This is a genomic window from Arthrobacter sp. SDTb3-6 (genome assembly GCF_013376095.1).
Lineage (GTDB): Bacteria > Actinomycetota > Actinomycetes > Actinomycetales > Micrococcaceae > Specibacter.
Genome location: NZ_JAAMFN010000019.1, coordinates 33,519 through 50,418, shown reverse-complemented (window position 1 = coordinate 50,418; position 16,900 = coordinate 33,519). Strand labels below are relative to the sequence as shown.

11 protein-coding genes are annotated in these 16,900 nt (G+C 64.6%); 6 read left to right on the top strand and 5 right to left on the bottom strand.

What is annotated here, in order from left to right; genetic code table 11:
* The first annotated feature begins 34 nt into the window (after positions 1-34).
* From G6035_RS10865 to G6035_RS10855, 3 genes are all read left to right on the top strand, one after another.
* On the top strand, positions 35-1,108 hold the full coding sequence (locus tag G6035_RS10865) for a ParA family protein (RefSeq protein ID WP_371130972.1): 1,074 nt from the start codon (positions 35-37) through the stop codon (positions 1,106-1,108).
* A gap of 102 nt (positions 1,109-1,210) precedes the next feature.
* Positions 1,211-2,224: a ParB/RepB/Spo0J family partition protein gene (locus tag G6035_RS10860; RefSeq protein ID WP_176617110.1), complete on the top strand. Its 1,014-nt coding sequence runs from the start codon at positions 1,211-1,213 to the stop codon at positions 2,222-2,224.
* A gap of 2,867 nt (positions 2,225-5,091) precedes the next feature.
* Complete coding sequence (locus G6035_RS10855) at positions 5,092-5,397, top strand: hypothetical protein (protein ID WP_176617109.1); 306 nt, start codon at positions 5,092-5,094, stop codon at positions 5,395-5,397.
* A 3,229-nt stretch (positions 5,398-8,626) separates the two neighbouring features.
* Here G6035_RS10855 and trxA read toward each other — a convergent pair.
* The 5 genes from trxA to G6035_RS10830 form a co-directional block, all read right to left on the bottom strand.
* Complete coding sequence (trxA, locus tag G6035_RS10850) at positions 8,627-8,953, bottom strand: thioredoxin (protein WP_176617108.1); 327 nt, start codon at positions 8,951-8,953, stop codon at positions 8,627-8,629.
* Positions 8,954-8,969: 16 nt separating this feature from the next.
* On the bottom strand, positions 8,970-9,926 hold the full coding sequence (trxB, locus tag G6035_RS10845; protein WP_176617107.1) for a thioredoxin-disulfide reductase: 957 nt from the start codon (positions 9,924-9,926) through the stop codon (positions 8,970-8,972).
* Positions 9,927-10,045: 119 nt separating this feature from the next.
* Entirely contained in the window at positions 10,046-11,560 is a 1,515-nt protein-coding gene (locus tag G6035_RS10840) for an ABC transporter substrate-binding protein (protein WP_176617106.1), read from the bottom strand.
* A gap of 71 nt (positions 11,561-11,631) precedes the next feature.
* Positions 11,632-13,431, bottom strand: a complete 1,800-nt coding sequence (gene murJ / locus G6035_RS10835) for a murein biosynthesis integral membrane protein MurJ (protein ID WP_176617105.1) — start codon at positions 13,429-13,431, stop codon at positions 11,632-11,634.
* A gap of 69 nt (positions 13,432-13,500) precedes the next feature.
* Positions 13,501-14,040: an NUDIX hydrolase gene (locus G6035_RS10830; RefSeq protein WP_176617104.1), complete on the bottom strand. Its 540-nt coding sequence runs from the start codon at positions 14,038-14,040 to the stop codon at positions 13,501-13,503.
* 144 nt (positions 14,041-14,184) lie between these two features.
* Between G6035_RS10830 and G6035_RS10825 the strand changes: the two genes are divergently transcribed.
* Genes G6035_RS10825 through G6035_RS10815 form a run of 3 tightly spaced genes read left to right on the top strand, consistent with a single transcriptional unit; the run spans position 14,185 to position 16,900 of the window.
* On the top strand, positions 14,185-15,684 hold the full coding sequence (locus G6035_RS10825) for a CCA tRNA nucleotidyltransferase (RefSeq protein WP_176617103.1): 1,500 nt from the start codon (positions 14,185-14,187) through the stop codon (positions 15,682-15,684).
* A 38-nt stretch (positions 15,685-15,722) separates the two neighbouring features.
* Positions 15,723-16,322: a histidine phosphatase family protein gene (locus G6035_RS10820; protein WP_371130974.1), complete on the top strand. Its 600-nt coding sequence runs from the start codon at positions 15,723-15,725 to the stop codon at positions 16,320-16,322.
* Complete coding sequence (locus G6035_RS10815) at positions 16,310-16,900, top strand: PH domain-containing protein (RefSeq protein WP_176617101.1); 591 nt, start codon at positions 16,310-16,312, stop codon at positions 16,898-16,900. Before G6035_RS10820 ends, G6035_RS10815 begins: the two co-directional genes overlap by 13 nt.

The following is a 16,900-nucleotide window of genomic DNA, read 5'->3' as shown; positions in this document are numbered from 1 at the left end:
GCAAGCCCAGCCAGAGGAAAGTGAGAGTGTCAGCGTGACGAGCAGCGAAGCAGCTTCGCAACGGATACCACCCTTTATGTCATTGGGGTCGGCGCGATCTGATGCGTCCGCCGGCATTGGTGCACGGAACGGCACGGCAACGAAAAATCAACTTAAATCAGTTGATAAGACCAATGATCTTCATGTTTCACGTGAAACGGCCGGCAAGGCATCGTCATCCCTCGACAACGACTTTGATGACAGCAGCCCCATTGCGAGCCAGCTGGCCAGTGAGACCAAGCGGCGTGAACGGCTGTTCGGACGAAAACTGCCGCGGCCGGCCAGGACGCGCATCATGACGGTCGCCAACCAAAAGGGCGGGGTTGGCAAGACCACTACAACCGTCAACATTGCTGCGGCCCTTGCTTCGGCAGGATTGCACGTCCTCGTGATTGACATTGATCCCCAAGGAAACGCGTCCACGGCATTGGGCGTGCCACACCACGCGGACATTGACAGCATTTATGATGTGTTGATCAATGATTTCAGCATGGCGGATGTGGTTGCGTCATGCCCTGACATCGACAATTTGTACTGTGCACCGGCCACGATTCATCTGGCCGGGGCCGAAATTGAGCTTGTTTCGCTGGTGGCGCGCGAACAGCGTTTGCGGAGGGCCATTGACGAATACGTCAAGCACCGCGAACAGGCCGGCGAGCCGCGACTGGACTTCATCTTCATTGATTGTCCGCCGAGCCTGGGCCTGCTGACAGTCAATGCCTTCTGCGCCGCCAATGAAGTCATGATCCCCATTCAGTGCGAATATTATGCACTGGAGGGTTTGAGTCAGTTGTTGAAGAACATCGAAATGATCCAAAAGCACCTCAATTCGGATCTGGTGGTTTCAACAATTCTGTTGACCATGTACGATGGCCGCACGAATTTGGCTGCCCACGTGGCAGCTGACGTGCGTCAGCACTTCCCGAACCAGGTCCTGCAGGCACTGATCCCCCGTTCCGTGCGAATTTCTGAGGCGCCGAGCTACCAGCAGACAGTCATGACCTACGATCCGTCGTCAACCGGCGCGTTGTCCTACCTTGAAGCCGCAGCCGAGATTGCCGAACGCTAGACTTCTCCTAGAAGGACACCGAAACGGGGCGTTCTTCCCAAGTAATTATGCAATTCAAGTGGTCCGCAGCATCCAGGGGCTCATTATATGGAGGAAAATTCGATGACCGACAAGCGTAGGGGCCTTGGTCGCGGCTTAGGGGCCTTGATTCCCAACTCGAACCCGGACGATCCTGGTTCCTCCCCCCTGCCGAGCCGTCCAGTCGACCTGTTTTTTCCGGAACCCAAGGGGCGCAGAACGCCGGCGTCACGTTCCGTCAAGGCGACGCCTGAGACAGCCGTGAAGGCGGAATTGGTCGAGGTTCCGGGTGCACGGTTCATGGAACTTGCCGTGGGGGACATCCATCCCAACCGAAAGCAGCCCCGGACGGTCTTCGATGAAGACGACATGGCCGAGTTGGTCCATTCCGTCAAGGAAATTGGCATCCTGCAGCCCATCGTGGTTCGCAAGTCGCCTGAAAAGGGCGACCAGTCCTATGAATTGGTCATGGGTGAGCGCCGGTGGCGCGCTTCGCAGACTGCCGGCCTCGAAACCATTCCGGTTATCGTCAGGGAAACGACTGACGACAACCTTTTGCGGGATGCACTCCTCGAGAACCTGCACCGGAGCCAGCTCAATCCCCTGGAAGAGGCAGCCGCATACCAACAGCTTCTGGAAGACTTCGGCACGACGCATGAGCAGCTGGCTGACAGGATCGGCCGCTCCCGGCCCCAGGTATCCAATACACTGCGCCTGTTGAAACTTCCACCGATTGTGCAACGTCGTGTGGCTGCAGGAGTCCTTTCGGCCGGACACGCCCGGGCCCTGCTCTCCTTGCCAAGTAGCGAGGCAATGGAGTCGCTGGCGCAAAAGATCGTTGCCGAAGGAATGTCCGTACGCGCCACTGAAGAAGCCGTTCAGCTGTTTCAGGCGCCCGTCCAGGACAATAAGGCACGCTTGACGAAGCCTAGCCCGCGTCACGAACGTCTCGATTTCCTGGCGAGTTCCCTGTCCGACCGCCTGGATACGAACGTAAAAATTTCCCTTGGCGCTCGGAAGGGTAAAGTCAGCATTGAATTTGCCTCCGTGGAGGATCTGAACAGGATCATGGATGTCCTGACGCCTGGATCGAATTAGGGCCGGAACCGTAGGGGAGCGGTGGTGTTTCACGTGAAACATCACCGCTTCGTTGGTTCCATTGGTTCTCCTGGATTGATCCTTAGAAATTTTTGCCATTACCCGTATTTGTGGAAGTGGGCAGAAGTGGCGGCCTTGTGGCCCGGTCGTTCGTGTTTCACGTGAAACACCGGCGCTGCGCCGGGTTCCGCGGCGTCCACGCCATAGCTGACAGGACGCCTTGGACAAGATGCAGATGACCTTATTGGTGTCGTGAACGTGTTTGTATCACCGAACGGGATCTTGAATAGATGGACCGTGACGGTGTACCAAGGTTGGCCATGGCGTGGCATGGGGTGTCCATCTTGTAGCTCCGGCCTGTTGCGAGTGGCACGGGGCGCCTGGGGCTCCGTCTTCTTCAAGTCGTTGTACACCACGATGGAGTTGTCGTTGGGCCAACGAGCGAGGTCTTCGGCGACCGGCAGCTTGAAGCCGTATCTAGCTGACAGCGGGCCGCCGTGACTTGCTACGTCCAACGGACAGGGAAGACGTCCCTCGGTGTACCGGCGATCCGCGGAGTCCTAGTGGGTGGCCTGCACACCAACGGGACCGGGACCAGGCTGCCGGCGCCCCACTTTGCAGGATGCCGCAGCCGGCCTTCCCGCAAGGCCGACGCCGGCGGTGGCTTTCATCCTGCACCGTCTCCTGCGCCCGGATACTCGGACTCACGGTCCCGGCCCCGACACAGTACGGTCCCCTGGCATGCAGCAAAATCCTCCATATGAACCGCCCAAATGCCGGAGGCATCTTGATTCGGGGTTTACTTCATGCCGATTCCGCCGCCTGCTGGAGGCGCTGTATGGGTCAGGGAGGCCCTGTCGGGGGTTGTGCCCGCCTCGGGGTCCAGGATGGGTGTGGCGGGGCCCTGGAGGGCGTCACAAGCCCGCTGGTGGATGGTGTCCTTGGAGCCGCAGGGGGAGGCATGTACAACGGACGGGGACAAGGGCTTCTTAATGCCTCGTACGATCATGTACGGGCGCTTGCCAGGTAGTGGAGGACGGCATGTAGGCATACGGACAGTGGCAGCAGGGCATTGGGATGACCTTGGACAGAATGGGGCGGCCTAACGGTTGCCTCCAAAGCATTCGTCTAGCGGCGTCCGCGGCCGACGGAAAAATTAAGCTACTGGAGTTCCCGTCCATGGACGATCCAGCAAACCGAAGCCATACCGGACCGGCAAAGCCAACTCGAATGGTTGCAATCAGGAGACCGCGGACTGACTTAGGGAAGGACATGGCCATGAGCCAATCACCAGCTCGAGTCCAATGACAGCCGGGGACCGCGATCAGCCCGATCGTACGGAAGGGTTGGAGATTGTCCACTGCCAATTGGCGTTGTCCGAGGCGTGTGGGAATGAGTAGCGCCTGACAAGGAACGCCGTTCAGCTGGCCAGGGTTGCGTACAGGGCGGGCGGGAACCTGGCCGGTATGTCGCGTTTAGCTACTCGGTGTGCGCCGTGGGCATGCTCTTTTGGCTGCTGTTCCGGCGTTGTCCTCGGTGCCGGGAATGTGCCGCCGTGCCAATGCCGTCACCGGATTCTCCGGACATCATTCACCTAACCCGGATGAGAACCCAGGGGCAGCCGTACGTCTGTCGATGCACGCCGCACCATGGGCGTCCCTCGGGGGTTAGCTGCCGGCTGTATAGCGGCGGGCGCTGGGCGTTCAGCCGCGATGCGTGCGGGGCCTGGATGTGGACTGCTGGTTGTGTCGACCGTTTGGGAAAGGTGGGTCGTGGACGGCGAGGTCGGATTATCGGATTGCGCGCCTAGGGACAGGGTGGTTGCGGCGTAGTGCACAGCGTGTGAATCCATTGCTTGCGTTTCACGTGAAACGGGGGCGGAACCTTGGAAAAGGAACTCAGGCTGCGGATGAGCTACTGCCTAGCACAAGGACTGCACGGTCCACCTTCTTCGGGTGGACGATGCGATATCCCGGCTGTGGACGATGGGCACAATGCTGCAGCTGACCAACGTCTCGGGCGAGGTCATCTCGACGCCAACCGGCCATAGGGCCGGCCCCGCCAAGTAATAGTGGTAGGGCGGATCGGATTCACTGAAGGTGATCCATGGAGGGGCCTAAGTTATTTACCGCTATCGCTATTCCCCCGGAAGGTGTCCAAGCGGGGGTTGGCGATGCCGCTCGGTGGATTGTCCGCTAGGACAGTTGGGAAATTGCTGATTTGGACGCACGGTGTCAGGCGCATCGCCTGGAATGGTGGGGCTGGTGGCTAGCAGTGGTTTTACGCAGGGGCGGGAGGGTGTGCAGCGTGGATGTTTGGATGACTAGACACCGGCCGGAGTGGTTGATCCCGGGCAGGGTTTTTCCTTTCTGGACGGAAACAGTGGGCGGTTGTTTCCGGATTCGGTGATGGAGAACTGGTTCCCGTCATGGTGGCGTCGTCCTTCGGCTCCGGCACCTGTCGTTGGTTCGGTGTTGGCGCTGTAGGTTTTGCAGGGCTGCCGGACCGGGGAACCGCCGAAGCGCTTCCCTACGATCTGCGCTGGACGGCCGCGTGCGGGTAGGGGCCGACACGGTGTTCCACCCTGGCACACTGAGGCACTGGCGCACGCGGCCGTCCGCTTCGAAGGACCCGCATCAGATCATGGACGCGATCGCCGAAGTCATTGCCTGGAGCGTACTGTTGAAGGGCAGGCGCCGGCGCGCGGTGGACTCAACCGTCATGAATCATGCGTGCTCGCCCGGCAGGACACGATCACCCAACTGTCCGCCCGGATCCGAAGTTCCGGCCGCGATGTCCCCGGCAGGCGGGACTTCAATGCCGCCAAGGCGCGGAGGTAGGGCTGCACCCGCACCGGCGCTCCCTATATGGCCTGGTGGGATCGCCAGGACACCAAAGACTGGCTGGTCTCGGCGTTGGTCACCGAAGCCCTGGCCCCGCTGGCCGCTGTCGTACCGGAAGCACTGCGGGGAAAGCAGCTGGTGACGACGCCCTGCTGGCCCTGGTTGCCGGGCAGGCCGAGGATTCGAAGGGACCGACGGGTGCTGGCGGACGCCCGCAAGGTCGGCGCGGATCGGATGATCGCCACTGTGGACCCCGATACGCAGCACGCGCATAAGACCCGGTCCCGGCAGCAGGACGGATACAAGCCCCACCTCGCGAACGAGCCCTAGAACGGACTGTCGCTTGCAGCAGCGTGGGCGTCATGGCCGATTCGTCGTACTGTGCCGGGGAAATGCTCGCCGTCCTCGCCCGCACAATGTCAGCCGGGCCATCACGGCCAAACGGCCGGTCGCCTTCGGTGTCGACTGCACGGGCTGTCCTTCCAGGGCCTGCTACACGACCTGGCCACGCGGACGCAAGCTGGTCCTCCCCGAAGACGAAGCACTCCAGCGCGACCACCGCCGACGTGCCGGTGACCCGGCCATCAAGAACGATTAGCGTACACGCCGGCCCATGGTCGAACCGCCCGTCGACTGGCTCACCCCTGGCAACCGCCGTGTTCAACACCGCGGCATATCAGCCCCAACAACGGCCGGTTCCAACTACGGAGACCCGACCCGAATCTGCGACGCCTGCCCACACTCGGGCTGACTCCGATGAAGGACCATGGGCGATCGGATGAACCCTCCATCCGGGCCCGGCCCTCCCGACACCTGACCACGCCCCACAGCCGTGGGCACAATGAACCAAATGACAGGAACAGCCCTGTACCGATACCGTCAGCCGGCCCAAACACTCTGCCTGACTGGCAGCGAGGGAGTTCCTGCCACGCCACAACCACGTTGTTCAGCAGTCTCCCAGAGCTGGCGCGGCGAAGACGTTTGATGAGCGGCTGATCCGGAACGGGCCTGCACGATGCCATCGGCGGCACGGCAGACGGCGGTACGGCGGCACGGGGGACCGGGTCGGCAGGACGTGGGGCTGCCCCAGCGGGCCGAGATGGTGCCGGTCCGCATCGTGGGGGATGACGGGGCCGGCATGCGCTGAGGGGAGGCCACAGGGGTCGTCGGCGCTTTTGTGAGGGTGGTGGGCACCGGTTCAAGCGCCTGCGGTCCCTGCACCTGTGCGTCCAAGGCCAAGGCGGAGCGGACGAACGGATGGATTCTTCTGGCGCGGGCTCATGATCGGGAGGGACGTTGTCGGCCAGGCGACTCGAACGACCTGTCCGGTGGGTGGGTTGCGCTGGGTCGACTCCCGATACACACGTGTCCGCCACTGCTCCGCAGCTGGGCCGGTATTCGTGGACTGGGCGGTGCTACGCCTGAAGTGGGCGGTGGTCCCGGGCCGGGCCGCGATAGGTCCGCTGCGGCTGGCCGCCCGGACCCCGTAAAGCGCCAGGGGGGCGTGCCGGCCGAGGTGCGGCTTCGTATGCGCCCATTTCAATAAGTCCTGGCACGGTTACCCCCGCGTTCTACTGGCAGCTGCGGGTTGCCGCTGACCCAGCTCGGGACTACCGCACCGCCGAGGACAGTAAAACACCACGGTGCGCTGTTGAAAGGCAACGCGCCCTTTCGGTTTACCATCGAGCGTCGGGGTCACGCCCAGCACCGGTACCAACGGGCCAGCCGAGGCAACACTGTAATGGCCACCGCCGCCAAGCTGGCCAGGACAGTGAGTACCTGGCTTGTATGCTTTGGACACGTGGATCGGGGACGGCTACTGCACGGCGACTGCCATCCGGCTGGCACCACTGCACACCTGCACCGCCGTGTGCAGCAATGAGTAATACCGCGCGGCCACACCCACCCCTGGGAAGCCGCCGGGCGGGTGGGCCTCCGGTGCTGTCTTGCAGACAAAGGGTGTGTGGCACTCCGGCCGCAAAAAGCCTGTCGCGGTAGAACTTCAACCACTAAAATTGACGACGAAACTGCCGCTGACTGCCCCCTGATCCGCCACCAGGGCATGGGACGTTCCTGGAAGAGGCTCAGAACGTGGCCTTGACCGGCCGCTTGCATGGGCCCAGTTCGTTCCGCCGCTGGGATGACCCAGGCCTCCCAGGCCGGGCACCGGCGGGTTCCTTTTTGGCTTCGCCACCAGCTGGGCAGCGCGCCTGGCCCGCGCCCTCAACCGGGGTGAACTCGCGGCGGAGCCGGCAAAACAACGCAGCCAGGGTCCCTGATGGAATAGGCACTGGGCCTGGTCCGGTTTCGCAAGGAATCAGTGGACCTCATCTTTGCGCCTGTCTTCTCCCACTGGTGGCCGGCGAAACTGGTCTCGGACAGCAACCACGTGTTCAGCGGCTGCAAGGCCGGCTCGAGGCACGAACACGACAGCAGCCAAGCGCCCTGAAGACGTGTGCACATCGCAAGGTGGCCCTCTTTTGAGCTGGCGGGGAGAGCCGTGGTGGTCAGGCGCCACAACTATTGGTTTCACGTGAAACGGCCGCCCCGGCCACCGATGGAGTTCACGCGGCCGAAAGACTATGGAGACGGGGGCACCCCGCCATATCCGGCCAGCCCGGACGATGACGAAGTGCCTTGGCGACGTCAAGTCAGCGCACCGTTTACTCACACCAGAGCGGCTTCGACGTACTGACACCGGCGTGGAGGCCGCGAATTTCCCATGACCAACGTCTACGGACGGACCCTGCAGAGCTGGGCCGCACCAGGTGGCACCCTCCCACAACTTGGGACTTGGCCGAAATTCAAGGGCCAGCCGGCAATGGTCGGAACCGGCCGCGAAACCTCATGTCCAAGGTGCGGCGTGTGGCCGTGACGCCCATTCGCCTCAACTGTTCCTGTGCCGAGTGGGACCGCTCGGTCTGACCGGCCATCGAAGGCCTGGTGCTCGGCACCGAGTGGAGCTGTCCATAGTCGAATACCTCGGGCGGGTATGGCGGGCAAAAGCAGACGACGTCGTGGGCTTCTGGGACGCCGTGGATTGGTGCCCCGAATTAGTTCCGGCGTAACTTCAAGCAGCAGGGCCGGCATTTCAGTGCGAGATTGTCAGCGTCTTCAGCGCCATTTGGCAGCTGTTGCGTTTTTGGCTTAATACTTGGGGACAAGCCCACGGCGTTGAATATCCCGAGTTGAGTACCCGAAAGGCGAAGTGCCATGATGCCGTTGACCGTGAAAGGGATCCGGTCTTAATCCGCGGCGGCCCGGCATGGCGACGAAATGCTGACACGTGGGCGAAATGGCGGCTGTGAGGATTTTACAGCCGGTGCCGCGGCTGTCATGCGTGACCAGGCCGCTGGTCCGGCCACCGGATCCGGTGAATCCCTCGGGCGGACGTTTCACGTGAAACCCCGGCCCAGCAGCCCTGTCTTCACCTCTTGGGACACTTCCAAGGCGAAACCGTTGCACGATTTTTGACGCTAACGATTGATCTGGCAGAAGCCGTTAAATGGCTGTGGACCGGACAAGAGTCCGGTCCACAACCGCCCAGCGTAGTTGCGAGTTACTGCAGGTAGTCGCTGAATTCCTTTTCGAAGTACTGGCGGGGCCGGGCGCCGATGACGGTGCTCTTCACCTCGCCGCCCTGGAAGAGATACACGGCAGGGATGGAGGTGATGCCATACTTGGCGGAGATCGCCGGGTTGGCGTCCACATCCACCTTGATGACCTCAACCTTGTCCGCGTAATCGACTGACATCTCGTCAAGGATGGGTCCGAGTTTCCGGCAGGGTCCGCACCACTCGGCCCAGAAATCGACGATTACGGGCTTTTCCGACTTGAGGACATCCGCATCAAAACTTGCGTCCGTCGTGCTCTTTGCATTGCTCATGACGATCTACTTTCTCTTAGGAATCCTGCTCGGCAAGGTAATGTTCCACGTCCAGGGCGGCCACACAGCCGGAACCTGAGGCGGTGATTGCCTGGCGGTAGGTGGGGTCCACGACGTCGCCGGCGGCGAACACCCCGGGGATGGAGGTTTTTGACGAACGGCCAGCCACGGCGATGGTGCCGGCAGGAGTCAGTTCCAGGACATCCTTCACGAGGTCCACACGCGGATCGTTGCCTATGGCAACGAAAACGCCGGTGACGGCCAGGTTGCTCTCCTCGCCCGTGACCAGGTTGCGCAAGGTGGCACCCGTCACCTTGTCACCACCCTCAATGCTGGCGACCTCAGAGTTCCAGACGAACTTGATCTTGGGGTGGTTCAGGGCACGGTCCTGCATGATCTTGGAAGCGCGCAGCGTGTCGCGGCGGTGCACCACCGTCACGGAATCGGCGAACTTTGTCAGGAAGATGGCTTCCTCCATGGCGGAGTCGCCGCCGCCGATGACCGCAATGTCCTGGCCCTTGAAGAAGAATCCGTCGCAGGTGGCGCAGGAACTGACGCCGTGGCCCACCAGGCGCTTCTCGCCCTCCACGCCCAGCTCGCGGTAGGCGGAGCCGGTGGAGAGGATCACGGTGCGTGCCTTGAACTCCTGGCCGTCGGCCAGGACCACGGACTTGACCGCGCCCTCCAGTGAAACGGAGGCAACGTCGTCGTACATGACCTCGGTGCCGAAGCGCTCGGCCTGCTTGCCGAAGTTCTCCATCAGGTCCGGGCCCATGATGCCGTCGGGGAAACCGGGGAAGTTTTCCACGTCGGTGGTGTTCATCAGTTCACCGCCGGCGGTGACCGAACCGGCGATCATCAGCGGCTTGAGGTCGGCGCGGGCCGTGTAGATGGCAGCCGTGTAGCCGGCCGGGCCGGAGCCGACGATGATGACGTCGCGGACATCGCTGGCGGGGGTAGCTTGCGTGGTCACGGGTACGTGTTCCTCTTCCTGAATGGGCCAGCCACTGGAGGCTGTTGGTGGTTCGTCTTGCACAACTTGAACGGGCACTGGAATATTCCGTCCGGGCCGCCGTTGCGGGCCCGTGCGGGTTACTTGACGCTGATCTCGGCGATCTTCAGCCCGTACGGGTACACCTTGAACGGCTGCAGCCGGGGCAGCTGCGTGAAGTCGATGATGACGTATTTGGCCTTCACGCCGGCGGCTGCCTTGAGGGTGAAATCAGGGGCGCTGAAGGAGCCGCTGCCAATTTTGGTGGCACCGGCCAGGGATGGCTGACTGTTCGTCAAGACGTTGAACTGGCCGCCGGAACCACCAATCTGGTTGATGGTCACCTCGCTGATGGTCGATTCCTGCTTCAGCTCAATGGCGAGGTCAATGGTGTCAGCGGCGCCGGCAAAGGTGTCGTTGGAGAACTCAACTGTGGGCCAATAGGTGCCCCTGTTGCCGTCGATGGCGTCCGGCAGGCGCGGGATGAACATGTCGTTGTAGTGCGTCTGTCCCGGCAGGTAGGCCGTGATGTCCGTCAGGCCCGTGACGGCCGGGGGCACGGCGGCGGGTGCCGGTGCCTTGGACGTGGCAGGTTTCTGTGCAGCGGTGGTGCCCTGGCCGGCGGTGGTCTTGCCACCTTCCGCCACGGGAGCCCCGTTGAACAGGCTGCCGATGTGGGAAATGGCGAAGATCAGGCCCACCACAATCAGCACCGAAACGATGATGCCCGTCAGCCAGCGGCCGCCTGAACGCGGCGCATTGGCGTCGTCTTCCTCGTCTTCGTCGTCTTCCTCGTCCGTCTCGTAGCCCTGCGACTCGTAGCTGTCGCTGGCTGCAAGGGCGGCCGCCGGGAACGTGCCGGCCTTCTTGGGCAGGCTGGCGTTCCCGGTGGCGTCGGCGTTCTCCACGTCGTAGTCGTCATCGTTCCACAGGGTGACCTTGGGCGTAGCCGTGGTGGCGGCCGGCGCCGGCGGGGCCGGCGGGGCCGCGGCCGGATGGGCGGCGGTGGGCTGCTCCGACGTTGCCGGTTCAGGGGCTGGCCGGGCCGGGGGCGCGTTCCGCACGGCCGGCGGCGTATTCCGCACCGCGGGGGACGGGTGGGCGGGTGTGACGGGCGTGTTGTCCTCATAGACGTACGCGCCGGCCGCGGGTGCGGTGTCCCGGGCGGAGCCGAAGATTTCGGTGCCCAGGGTGTCGGTGAAGAAGGGCTCCCGGTAGACGCCGTCGTTGTCCCCGCCGGTGGACGGTTCGGTGGGAACCACCAGGTCAAGGAGGTCGGCCGGGGCGGTCCTGGCGGCGATGAGGTAGGTGGAGTTGTCCTGGCTGCCGAGGTCGAGGATTGACACCTTGGACACGCGTTCCCCCGTGGCCACCTCGCGCGCGCTCTGCGTCAGGTTTTGTGAATTGGACTCGGCGGAAACCAGGATGCTCACCGGCCGGTTCAAAACCTGGTCCAGACCGTCCAGGATGACGTCTTCCTCGGCCGAGGCCAGGATGCGGCCGGTGATCTTGTAGCGGCCACCAAGGATGGAGCCCACATCAATGGGTTGTGGCACCGAGTACTCCTCGTAAGTCTTCAGGGCGTCCCGGACAATCTGCCCGGGCCGTAATTGCACTGATTCTATCGGACGGGACTGGGATTTTACGCGTATCGGGCGGCTTTGCAAGCACCCGGTGTCCGCACGGCCTACCCCTGCGGGGAAATCCGGGAACGCACCTTGGCAAGAATCGGGCCCACCACGTCGTCGATTTCATGCACGCGCAGCACCTTGAGCATGAGGAAGTAGACCACCGCCATGACGGGCCCAACCACTGCCAGTGTCACGAACGACGCGGTGATGGAGGTCCACATGAAGCCGTCCGGGGACGAGCTGCCAAACACCCGCAGGGCCAGCTCGCCGGCCACCCCGGCCACGAGGGCAGCGGCCAGGAAGCGCATGTACGCCTGCAAGATCCGGCCTCCGCCGTAGTTGCCCAGCCGCCGCTTGAGGTAATGGTGGCTCAGGAAAGGGCCAATGAAGTTGTTCAGGGTGTAGCTGACGGCCAGGCCGTAAATGATCAGCCGCGGCGGCAGGGCCGCGGCGCCGAGGACCATTGCCACGCTGGTGGCCACCACGATGCACTGGATGATGAACGGGGTCCGGGCATCCTCGAGCGCGTACAGCACGCGGTTGAGGATGAAGTAGACGCTGAAGAACGGCGCGCCGATGGCCAGGATGGCCAGGGTGATCGCTATCTGGCGTCCGGAAATTTGGCTGTTGCCGCCAAAGAGCATGCCCAGCGGCCCGGACAGCACGATCAGGGCGATGCTGGCAAAGACGGTGGCCACCCCGGTGGTCCGCAGCGCCGCGGAAAGCGAGCTGCGGAGTCCGGAGAAGTCGTGGGCGGCCGCGGCCCGGGCCATCGCGGTGAACATGACCGTGGCAATGGACAGGGCAATGATGGAGTGCGGCATGATATACAGCTCGGTGGCCCGGTTGAACTCGTAAATGCCGGGGATGCCGCCCGCGCCGGAAGCGGCGCCGTCGGGCTTGCTGCCGGCGGATATGGTGGCCACACGCAGGACCACCAGATAGCTCAGCTGGCCAATGACCATGGTCCCCATGGTCCAGCCCGCAATCTTGGCCGTCAGTCCAAGCCCGGTGCCGCGCAGGCCGAACCTGGGCCGCAGCTCCAGGCCGAGCCGCTTGACCGGGATGAGCAGCACTGCTGACTGGACCACGATCCCCAACGTCGCGGTGCCCGCCAGCAGCAGCGTCTCGGTGGTGGTCCAGTTGTCCACGGTGTGCTGGTGGGTCCGGGAACTGCCGGCCACCAGGATGAACGCCAGCAGTCCCGCAATGGCCACCACGTTGTTCACCACGGGTGCCCAGGCATAGACCCTGAAGGCGTTGTGGGCGTTGAGGATCTGGCCCAGCAGCGAGTACAGCCCGTAGAAGAAGATCTGCGGCAGCAGGAACAGCCCGAAGGTGATGGCAAGCCGCAGCTGCCCGCCGGAGAATGAGGTGAACGCCTCCATGATCGGGGCCACCAGGGCCGTGACAATCACGGTCAGCGCCAGCAGGCCGGTGACCCCCAGTGTCAGCAGCCGCGAAATGAATTCGCTGCCCCGGTCCGGCTGCCTGCTTGCCTTGGCGATCTGCGGAATCAACACGGCGTTGAACACACCGCCGGCCACCAGCAGGAAGATGATGTTGGGCAGGTAGTTGGATCCTTCAAAGACGTCGGCCACGGTGGTGTCGGCGATCGCGATGCCCAGCACCACGCCCTTGACCAGGCCCAGGATGCGGGAAATGAGCGTGCCCACGGCCATCGAGGCGCTGGACCGTGCCGTTGTCGAACGCTGCGGCGCCCCGCCTGCCGGCGGTCGGCCGGACGGGACCCCGGTAATCCGCCGGACCGTTGCCTGGGCGGTGCCGCGGACGGGAGCGTTCGACGGCGGAAATGCGGGTTTGGCGGGGATTCTCACCCGTGGTTCGTTAGACATCGTTCCCCATCATCTCACCCGAGCCCGCATGGACCCTGGCAGGGCCGGCGGCGGCACCGCCGGAGCGGGCTAAAAGTGTGCGGGCAGCAGCTCACGGGCCAGGTCCGTGATCCGGCGCTCGTTGGGAAAGGACAGCTTGCGGCCCAGCTCGGCAACGGGCACCCAGGCGACGTCCACGGCCTCGTGGTCTGGATCGTTTTCAATGGTCAGCGAGCCGCCCGTGGCACGCAGCAGGAAGTGGTGGACGGTCTTGTGGACGCGGTGGCCGCTGACAGTGAACCAGTAGTCAATGCTGCCCAGCGGGGCCAGGACGTCCCCGGCGATCCCGGTTTCCTCCTCGATTTCACGCACCGCCGCCTCGGCATAGTTTTCCCTGCCCTCCGGGTGGCCCTTCGGCAGGCACCACTCAAGACGGCCGCCACGGTTGATGCGGGCAATGATCGCCACGCGCAGGCCGCCGTCATGGCTGTCCACCACCACGCCGCCGGCGGAAATCTCCTCCACCGTCGGCAGCTGGCTGGCCGGTGCCGGTGCCGCGGGCGTTGCCGACGGACCCAGTGCCGATGGCAGTGGGCTCCTCTTTGGCGCGCGCGGTACGGGGTGGACCATGGAGTCCACTCTAGCTATCTTTGTGTGGCGATGATGACAGGCAAGGAGCCCGCATTTGGCGATGGTGCGCCGGCGCCGGCGCCCGTGACGTCCCTGGTGGGCCCGCCGCGGGAGAAGCAAAAAGTCTGGCATCCTTAAGTAACTATGCAGATGGCGCCAAATACCTCTAATTTAGACCCGGTGGTCCTTGAACTGGGACACCTCTTTGCCGACGCCGGTTATGAGCTTTCGCTGGTGGGCGGCCCCGTCCGCGACCTGTTCCTTGGCAGGGCTTCGCCCGACCTGGACTTCACCACCAACGCCACGCCGGAGGAAATTCTGGCGGTGGCGCAAAAGTGGGCTGATTCGCACTGGGAAATGGGCCGGGAATTCGGCACCATCGGCTTCCGCAAGCGCAAGCGCGGCGGCGGGGTGCTGCTCATCGAGGTGACCACTTACCGGGCCGAGGCCTACGACCCGGAGTCGCGCAAGCCCGCCGTCGCCTTTGGCACGTCCCTGCTGGAGGACCTGTCCCGCCGTGATTTCACCACCAACGCGATGGCCCTGCGCCTGCCGTCCCTGGAGCTCGTGGACCCGCACGGCGGCGCCGCCGACCTGGCCGCCGGGATCCTGCGCACGCCCGGCACTCCCGAACAGTCGTTTTCCGACGACCCGCTGCGCATGATGCGCGCCGCGCGCTTCGCCTCCCAGCTGGGCCTGTCCATCCATCCCGAAGTGCACCGGGCCATGACGGAGATGGCGGGGCGCATCGGCATCATTTCCGCTGAACGCGTCCGTGACGAGCTGGTGAAGCTGGTGTGCGGGGCCCACCCGCGGGCCGGCGTGGACATCCTGGTGGAGACGGGCCTGGCCGCATTGGTGCTGCCCGAGGTGCCTGCCCTGCAGCTGGAAACCGACGAGCACCACCGGCACAAGGACGTCTACCAGCACTCGCTGCAGGTGCTGGAGCAGGCCGCGGCGCTGGAGACCGGCCCCGACGGCCCCGTGCCCGGCCCGGACTTTGTGCTGCGCTTTGCCGCGCTGATGCACGACGTCGGCAAACCCAAGACCCGCCGTTTTGAGCCCGGCGGTGCCGTCAGCTTCCGCCACCACGACCTCGCCGGTGCCAAGCTGACAGCCAAACGCATGCGGGCCCTGCGCTTTGACAACGACTCCATCAAGGCTGTCTCGCGGCTCGTGGAGCTGCACATGCGCTTCTACGGCTACGGTGACGCCGGCTGGACCGATTCCGCCGTGCGCCGCTACGTGACCGACGCCGGGCCCCTCCTGGAACGCCTGCACCGGCTGACGCGCTCCGACGTCACCACCCGCAACCAGCGCAAGGCGGACCGGCTGTCCTTCGCCTACGACGACCTGGAGCAGCGCATCGCCGTCCTGGCCGAAAAGGAGGAACTGGACGCGATCCGCCCGGACCTCGACGGCGGCGCCATCATGGCACTGCTGGGCCTCAAGCCCGGCCCCGTGGTGGGACGGGCCTACAAATTCCTGCTGGACCAACGCATGGAGCACGGCCCGCGGACCGCACAGGAGTCCGAGGCCGCCCTGCGCGACTGGTGGGCCGCCCAGCCCGAATCCCAGGCACTGGAACCCGAAACACAGGGGAACCGGAGCCACGAGCCCGAACAGAACAGGACCCACCCATGAACAACGCCACCGCAGTTGAGCCGGCCGGCTCCACCCCGCTGACCCACATCCCGGTCCCCGGCGGCCCCAAGCTGTGGCTCCTGCGGCACGGGGAAACCGAATGGTCCCGCAGCGGGCAATACACAGGGCTGACCGACCTTCCGCTCACGCCCGACGGCGAGGACCAGGCCCGTTCCGCGCGGCCCGCCCTGGCCGCAACCGAATTTGACCTGGTGCTGACCTCGCCGCTGCAACGGGCGCGTCGCACCGCCGAGCTGGCCGGCTTCCCGGACGCCGAGGTGGAACCGAACGCCGTCGAATGGGACTACGGCGATTACGAAGGCATCAACAGCGCCGTGGTCCGCGCCGAAAACCCGGGCTACCTGATCTGGGACAGCGGCGTGCCCAACGGTGAAACCCTGGCGCAGGTTGCCGCCCGCGCCGACGCCATCGTCGACCGGGTCCGGGCCCCGCTGCCCGACGGCACCCTGGCCGCCAACGTGCTGCTCGTGGCACACGGCCATTTCCTGCGCGTCCTGTCCGCCCGCTGGCTCGGCCTGGCCCCGGGCGAGGGCCGCCACTTTGTGCTGGGCACCGCCAAGGTCTGCACGCTGGGCTGGGACAAGCGGACCCCCGCCGTGGAGCAGTGGGGGCTGTAGCGCGGCCCGTCGCCCTGTATTCGACGGGCACCCGGGTGCTGGCAGCCGCCGCATGGGCCTTTTGTGCCTTCTTTGCGCTGAACCTGGTGCTGACCGGCACGGGGGCGTCCATCTGGCACTTCCTGCCGGCCCTGGTGCTGGTTGCCTGGGCCGTCCACGTGCTGCTGTGGCGGCCCCGGCTGCTGGTGCACCCGGACGGGCTCACCGTGGTCAACGTCCTGCGCAGCCACCGGGTCCCCTTTAGCGCCCTCAAGGCCGTCCGCGTGGGCCAAGGCGTAGTCCTGGACACCACGGCCGGCCGGATTGCCAGTTGGGGCGCGCCGGGTGCGGGCCGGCTGGGACCGCGCCTGGGCGGGCGCCCCGGCAGCAGCGCGCGCGTCCACATGCCCGCGCGCACGCAGGCAGCCGTCGACGCCGCCTGGACCGCCTGGGAACACTCTGCCGACGACCGGAAGCACGACGCCGGCGCCCCGTCCGCGGCGAACGCCACCGGGTTGGTGGCGGCACGCTGGGACGTGGGGGCCGGCGTCGTGGGCCTGGTTCTGTTGGCAGTATTTGTGGTGGCCGTGGCCACCTGA

Excerpts from the sequence above, each read along its gene's own strand:
- G6035_RS10860 (WP_176617110.1), top strand. The coding sequence starts at position 1,211 with ATGACCGACAAGCGTAGGGGCCTTGGTCGCGGCTTAGGGGCCTTGATT.
- G6035_RS10855 (WP_176617109.1), top strand. The coding sequence starts at position 5,092 with ATGGCCTGGTGGGATCGCCAGGACACCAAAGACTGGCTGGTCTCGGCG.
- trxA (WP_176617108.1), bottom strand. The coding sequence starts at position 8,953 with ATGAGCAATGCAAAGAGCACGACGGACGCAAGTTTTGATGCGGATGTC.
- murJ (WP_176617105.1), bottom strand. The coding sequence starts at position 13,431 with ATGTCTAACGAACCACGGGTGAGAATCCCCGCCAAACCCGCATTTCCG.
- G6035_RS10830 (WP_176617104.1), bottom strand. The coding sequence starts at position 14,040 with ATGGTCCACCCCGTACCGCGCGCGCCAAAGAGGAGCCCACTGCCATCG.
- G6035_RS10825 (WP_176617103.1), top strand. The coding sequence starts at position 14,185 with ATGCAGATGGCGCCAAATACCTCTAATTTAGACCCGGTGGTCCTTGAA.